Genomic DNA, 4264 nt, shown 5'->3' with positions numbered 1-4264 from the left:
CCCGACCTTGGCAAGGTCGTGCTCTACCAACTGAGCTATTCCCGCAACAGGATGTCACATTGCAAATATTTGGAGCGGGAAACGAGACTCGAACTCGCGACCCCGACCTTGGCAAGGTCGTGCTCTACCAACTGAGCTATTCCCGCAACATAAATGGTCATTTTACGCTGGTGAAGATGATTGGAGCGGGAAACGAGACTCGAACTCGCGACCCCGACCTTGGCAAGGTCGTGCTCTACCAACTGAGCTATTCCCGCATCGGGCTGGATTGAACCAGTTTCATCATCACAATTTGGAGCGGGAAACGAGACTCGAACTCGCGACCCCGACCTTGGCAAGGTCGTGCTCTACCAACTGAGCTATTCCCGCAACAGCGTTGTCATTTTGTGGTCAGTGAGGATGATTGGAGCGGGAAACGAGACTCGAACTCGCGACCCCGACCTTGGCAAGGTCGTGCTCTACCAACTGAGCTATTCCCGCACACACCATAAAATGGCATCAAAACAAATCGTGCAGCATTTGGTTGCTTGCGCTACTGCACGGGAGCCGAATTATAAGAGCACTCTTTCCAATTGCAAGGGCTTTTTCGTCTGGTTGCGCGCGTTCGCTCAAAAGCTGGCCGAACTGTCGATTTTAGCAACCAATCGATGGTAACCCCTTGCCTGGCACTCAGATCTTGAAGACATGGCTGCGATAGAAGCGCAGTTCCGCAATGGATTCGCGGATGTCGTCCAGCGCCTGATGGGAACCACTCTTGGTGAACTGATCCAACAGTTCTGGCTGCCAGCGACGTACCAGCTCCTTGATGGTGCTGACGTCGACGTTGCGGTAATGGAAGAAGGCTTCCAGCTCGCCCATGTGTTTGACCATGAAGCGGCGATCCTGGCCTATGCTGTTGCCGCACAGCGGACTGGTACGCTCCGGTACCCACTGGCGGATAAACGCGAGCGTCTCGGCCACGGCCTTGGCTTCATCGTGCTGACTCGCCTTGACCCGGGCCACCAACCCGCTCTTGGTATGGGTATTGACGTTCCAGTCATCCATCTTGGCCAGCTCTTCATCGTTCTGGTGGATGGCAATAACCGGCCCTTGTGCCAACACGTTCAGATCCTTGTCGGTGACGATGGTGGCGATCTCCAGTACCACGTTCTCTTCGGGGTCCAGACCCGTCATCTCCATGTCGATCCATACCAGGTTCTGCGCGCTGACTGTCATGATTGCTCTCTCTATTGGGAGGAATGGCGGAATTTTGCCAATTTGCATGTATCATACTGGCTTTGGATCTGTTCATAAACTGGCGAATCGAGTGGCAAAGAAAGCAAAACTCAATCTGGGTCAACAAAGGCGCGTCCAGGCCAACCGCGAGCGGCGGCTGCAAAAAGATCACACTACGGTTGTGGATGACACCCTGTTTGGCCCGGCCATCGAAGGGGTGGTGATCAGCCGCTTCGGTCAGCATGCGGACGTGGAAGCGGTCGATGGCACCATCCACCGCAGCAACCTGCGTCGCAGCAGCATCAGCAGCCTGGTGTGCGGTGACAAGGTGGTCTGGCGTCCCGGCCTTAATGCCGCGACCGCAGGGGTTATAGAGGCGGTGCATCCGCGTCACTCTGTGCTGACCCGGCCGGACTTCTACGACGGGGTCAAACCCATCGCCGCCAACATAGACCAGATCATCATCGTCTCGGCGGTGATGCCCGAGTTCTCCACCAATATCGTCGACCGCTATCTGGTGGCCGCAGAGGATGTGGAGATCCAGCCGCTCATCGTGCTGAACAAGGTCGATATGCTCGATGCCGCGGCCCGCGCCCGCATCGAGAGTCAGCTCGACCCCTATCGCAAGCTGGGCTACCAGGTGATCCTGGTCAGCTGTGAGAACGGCGAAGGGCTGGATGAACTCAAGGCCCAATTCGAAGGCAAGATCAGCATCTTCGTCGGCCAGTCCGGGGTGGGCAAATCGTCACTCACCAATGCCCTGATGCCGGGGCTGGATGTGCTGACCGGCGAGATCTCCGAAAACTCGGGGCTCGGTACGCATACTACTACCACGGCGCGGCTCTATCACTTCCCGAGCGGCGGCGATCTCATCGATTCCCCCGGGATCCGCGAGTTCGCTCTCTGGCATCTGGAAGCCGATCGCATCACCTGGTGCTTCATCGAGTTTCGTGACTACCTGGGGGGTTGCCGATTCCGCGACTGCACCCACAAGGACGATCCCGGCTGTGCCCTGCGTGCGGCGGTCGACCGTGGCGACATCAGCGCCGATCGCTTCCACAACTATCACCGCATCCTGGAAACCATGCAGGAAGCCCGCCACGGTCGCCAACAGGCCCGACTGTGACCCATTCAACTTATTATTTCGATGAAGATCATGAGCATCACTGACAACCTGAAAATTGCCGGTCAATACTGCCTGCCCAAACACGCCCTCTCCCGTCTGGTGGGCAAGCTTGCGGCTGCCGAAGCCGGCAACGTCACCACCAAAGTGATAGAGGCGTTTATCAAGCAGTACGGCGTCGACATGAGCGAAGCGCTGCACGAGAGCCCGGCCCACTACAAGAGCTTCAACCAGTTCTTCACCCGTGAGCTCAAACCGGGGATACGCCCGTTGGTAGACAATGCCATGACCCTGGCGCTGCCGGTGGATGGCACTGTCAGCCAGCTCGGCCCCATCCATCAGGGGCGCATCATCCAGGCCAAGGGCCACGACTACAGCGCCCGTGAACTGCTGGGTGGCTATGAAGATCTGGTGGCGCCGTTCAAGGATGGCGACTTTGCCACCATCTATCTGGCGCCCAAGGATTACCACCGCATCCATATGCCGCTGGACGGCGTGCTGGAGAGCATGGTGTTCGTGCCGGGGGATCTTTTCTCCGTCAACCCGCTCACCGCCGAGAACGTGCCCAATCTGTTTGCCCGCAACGAGCGGGTGGTTGCCACCTTCCGCACCCCGCACGGCCCCATGGCGCTGGTGCTAGTCGGCGCTACGATCGTCGCGAGTATCGAGACCATCTGGGCCGGTAATATTGCACCGACCAAGCAGAAGGAAGTGGTGCGCTGGGATTACCGCGGCGATGAAGCCATCACCCTGCAAAAAGGGGCCGAGATGGGCCTGTTCAAACTGGGCAGTACCGTGGTCTGCCTGTTTGGACCTGGCATGTTGGCCGGCTTCGAGCCGCATCTGGCCAATGGTGTCACTACCCGTATGGGTCAACCCTTTGCCACATTGGCGGCCAAGGCATGAGTGACCAGCCAGGCGCCTCGCAACCAAAGAACCCGCTGCACGGGCTAACCCTGGAGGCGATCGTCACCGCCCTGGTCGACCACTATGGCTGGGAAGAGCTCGGACAGCAGATAAACATCCGCTGCTTCACCGACGACCCCAGCATCAAGTCCAGCTTGAAGTTCTTGCGCAAAACCCCCTGGGCCCGGGAGAAGGTCGAGAGCCTCTATCTCTATGTCCAGCGCAAGCAAGCCAAATCGAAGAAGGAAGGGCCAGATGGCGTTTAAGATTACCTACACCTACAAAAAACAGGCCAAAGAGCTCGGCTACGCGAACGACAAGTTCCGCAGCATCTACGACGCCATTGCCGCCGCCGAAGGGCTGGATCTTTCCAGCTTCCACGCCATGGAGGCCCAGCTGGCGCAGGTCTGCCGCCGTGACAAGAAGAGCGTGAAAGATTATCAGGAGAACTACTTCAAGGAGCTGGGTTTCTCCAACATCGTCATCGAGCGGGACAATCTCGAAGACAAGCAGGGGTAAGCATGCGCACTCTGACTCTGATGACCGCCTCCCTGCTGCTGGCGGCCTGCAGCACACCTGAGCAACATCTGGTTGGTGGTGATCGTGACAGCCATGACTGCATCGGCAGCGCAGGCTACCAGTGGTCCGCCCTGACCAACCAGTGCGTGCGACTGTTCGAACAGGCGGTGCGGCTGCAATCCCTCGAGGCGAATGAGACTGGCAGCGCCTTCCTGCTGTTCAATGCCGACCAGAGCCAGGCCGAACTGACTCTGCCAAACGGTGAGCAGACCTTGCTGACCCGGCAAGGGGATGAGGGCAACGGGTCCTGGCAGGGCGGTGCCTATCAACTTTTCCTCTGGAAGGGTTATCTGCTCAAATCCGGCGAGCAGGCACTGTTTCACGGCGACAGCGCCCTCTGATTGCCAGCCTATGCCCATGTCATCACAACGCCCCGGTTCCTGCCGGGGCGTTTTTTATGGCTCTGTCCCAATTACGTGTTGAAAGGCTAATCTTGAAGTA

At 58.2% G+C, this 4264-nt stretch carries 6 protein-coding genes and 4 tRNA genes; 5 read left to right on the top strand and 5 right to left on the bottom strand.

What is annotated here, in order from left to right; all coding sequences use genetic code 11:
* Positions 1-70: 70 nt before the first annotated feature.
* From AAC083_RS22400 to orn, 5 genes are all read right to left on the bottom strand, one after another.
* Positions 71-146, bottom strand: a tRNA-Gly gene (locus AAC083_RS22400).
* Between the two features lie 35 nt (positions 147-181).
* A tRNA-Gly gene (locus tag AAC083_RS22395) sits at positions 182-257 on the bottom strand.
* A gap of 36 nt (positions 258-293) precedes the next feature.
* A tRNA-Gly gene (locus AAC083_RS22390) sits at positions 294-369 on the bottom strand.
* A 35-nt stretch (positions 370-404) separates the two neighbouring features.
* A tRNA-Gly gene (locus tag AAC083_RS22385) sits at positions 405-480 on the bottom strand.
* Positions 481-669: 189 nt separating this feature from the next.
* Positions 670-1215, bottom strand: a complete 546-nt coding sequence (gene orn, locus AAC083_RS22380; RefSeq protein ID WP_108537750.1) for an oligoribonuclease — start codon at positions 1213-1215, stop codon at positions 670-672.
* Positions 1216-1306: 91 nt separating this feature from the next.
* Here orn and rsgA point away from each other — a divergent pair, with 91 nt between their 5' ends.
* The 5 genes from rsgA to AAC083_RS22355 are packed head-to-tail and all read left to right on the top strand — an operon-like array spanning position 1307 to position 4164.
* A complete protein-coding gene (rsgA, locus tag AAC083_RS22375; protein WP_219927926.1) occupies positions 1307-2341 on the top strand; it encodes a small ribosomal subunit biogenesis GTPase RsgA in 1035 nt (344 codons plus the stop codon).
* A 30-nt stretch (positions 2342-2371) separates the two neighbouring features.
* Positions 2372-3244: an archaetidylserine decarboxylase gene (gene asd, locus AAC083_RS22370; RefSeq protein ID WP_108537753.1), complete on the top strand. Its 873-nt coding sequence runs from the start codon at positions 2372-2374 to the stop codon at positions 3242-3244.
* A complete protein-coding gene (locus AAC083_RS22365) occupies positions 3241-3510 on the top strand; it encodes a VF530 family protein (RefSeq protein ID WP_108537748.1) in 270 nt (89 codons plus the stop codon). Before asd ends, AAC083_RS22365 begins: the two co-directional genes overlap by 4 nt.
* A complete protein-coding gene (locus AAC083_RS22360) occupies positions 3500-3763 on the top strand; it encodes a DUF2960 domain-containing protein (RefSeq protein ID WP_042035783.1) in 264 nt (87 codons plus the stop codon). The genes AAC083_RS22365 and AAC083_RS22360 overlap by 11 nt, the downstream gene beginning before the upstream one ends.
* A gap of 2 nt (positions 3764-3765) precedes the next feature.
* Positions 3766-4164: a hypothetical protein gene (locus AAC083_RS22355; RefSeq protein ID WP_042035784.1), complete on the top strand. Its 399-nt coding sequence runs from the start codon at positions 3766-3768 to the stop codon at positions 4162-4164.
* Positions 4165-4264 lie beyond the last annotated feature (100 nt).

This window comes from Aeromonas sp. HMWF014, assembly GCF_963878295.1.
Classification (GTDB): domain Bacteria; phylum Pseudomonadota; class Gammaproteobacteria; order Enterobacterales; family Aeromonadaceae; genus Aeromonas; species Aeromonas popoffii.
This window is presented reverse-complemented; position numbering and strand designations above follow the sequence as displayed.